Origin of the sequence: Pseudomonas inefficax (assembly GCF_900277125.1) — a bacterium.
Taxonomy (GTDB): domain Bacteria; phylum Pseudomonadota; class Gammaproteobacteria; order Pseudomonadales; family Pseudomonadaceae; genus Aquipseudomonas; species Aquipseudomonas inefficax.
Window position 1 is genome coordinate 1 of sequence record NZ_OPYN01000196.1, and the last position, 1856, is coordinate 1856.

1 protein-coding gene is annotated in these 1856 nt (G+C 69.1%); it reads right to left on the reverse strand.

The window, feature by feature from the left end:
• The coding region (locus JV551A3_RS23950; RefSeq protein ID WP_167494839.1) for a condensation domain-containing protein at positions 1-1856 on the reverse strand (1856 nt) is incomplete at both ends.

The window sequence follows — 1856 nt, forward strand, 5'->3', positions numbered from 1 at the left end:
CGCCGAACAGCATGGTGTGGCCAAGGTCGGCAGCCGGGGTCGAGACCTGGGCCATGCTGCGGATCCGCTCGACCGGCAAACGCGCGGCGATGCCTTCGACGTAGTTGGCCAGGGCGCCATGGCTGATCGCCCCGCCCTTGGGCTGGCCGGTGGTGCCGGAGGTGTAGATCACGTAGGCCAGGTTGGCCGGCGCCGGGGCGATACGGGCGGCGCTGCCGTTGCCGGTTTGTACCCAGTCCAGGCGCTGCACGCCCTCGGGCAGTTCGGCCGGCCAGTTACCGGGCGCCAGTACCAGGCGCGTACCGCTGTCGGCAAGCATGTAGGCCAAGCGTTCGGCCGGCTGCTCGGGCTCCAGTGGCAAGTAGGCACCGCCGGCCTTGAGCACGCCGAGGATACTGGCGAGCATGCCAACGCTGCGGTCGGCCAGCACGCCGACCAGTGTGTCCGGCCCCACCCCGGCGTCGACCAATCGGCTGGCGATGTCTTCAGCGCGGGCATCGAGTTCGGCGAAGCTGGCCTGCTCGCCCGCAGCCATTACAGCCGTGCGCTCGGGGTGACGGCTGGCGGCGGCGGCAAAGCGCTGGTGGACCAGCAGCGTTGCGTCAGCCTGCGCAGGCGCGCCAACGGCAGCAGCCAGCCCTGGCAATGGCAGCTCGCCGACTACGCCACCCGCTTCGTCGGCCAATGCCTGTACCAGTGCCTGCCACTGCTCGCCAAGGGCTTCGACCGTGGCCGCATCGAACACGTCGGTCGCATAGGTGAACGCCGCGTGCAGCTGACCCGCTCGCTCATGGGTATCCAGCGCCAGGTCGAAGCGGGCGCTGTGCTTTGCCAGGGTGACCGGCGCCAGGCTCAGGCCGGAGCGGGTCTCGATGGCCTGCACATCCGCCACCTGCGCCTGGTGGTTGAACAGTACGCGGAACAGCGGGCTCTCGCTGCTGCGCGGAAGGTCCAGGGCTTCGACCAGTTGCTCGAACGGCAGGTCCTGGTGGCTTTGCGCGCCCACGGCGGTTTCGCGCACGCGCTGGAGCAGGCTGGCGATGTCCAGCAGTGGGTCGATTTCGGTGTGCAGTACCTGGGTATTGATGAAGCAGCCGATCAACCCTTGGCTTTCGCCGCGGTTGCGGTTGGCGATGGGTACGCCGACACGGATCGCCGACTGGCCGCTGTAGCGCTGCAGCAGCAGTTTGAAGGCTGCCAGCAGGACCATGAACAGCGTGACGTTATGCTTGCGTGCCAGGCCGCGCAGGCGTTCGGCCACATCTGCTGCGACGGGGAACTCGTGACGCGCGCCGCGATAGCTGGGGCGGCCCTGGCGACTGCGGTCCAGTGGCAGTTCCAGCGGCGAATGGTCGTCGCCCAGGCGCGCCTGCCAGTAGGCCAGCTGGCGCTCCTGCTCACCGGCCTGGAGCCAGCTGCGCTGCCACAGGGCGTAGTCGCGGTATTGGATCGGCAGCGGTTCCAGGCGGGCTTCGCTGCCGGCAACGGCGGCGTCATACAGGTGCAGGAATTCGTCGATCAGCACGTTCATCGACCAGCCGTCGGCGACGATGTGGTGCAGGGTGAGCAGCAGGATGTGTTCCTGTGCCGCCAGTTGCAGCAGGCGCACCCGCAGCAGCGGGCCGCTGGCCAGGTCGAAGGGGGCCAGGGCTTCGGCTTCGGCGATGGTTTCGATGGCGGCCTGACGGGCGCCTTCATCCAGGCCGGCCAGGGCATCCTGGTGCAGCTGCAACGGGGCGGCACTGGCATCGACCTGCTGGCGCACGTCATCGCCGTCGGCGGCGAAGCGGGTGCGCAGGGTTTCGTGGCGGGCCACCAGGGCATCGAAGGCGTGCTGCAGGGCGGCCAGGTCCAGC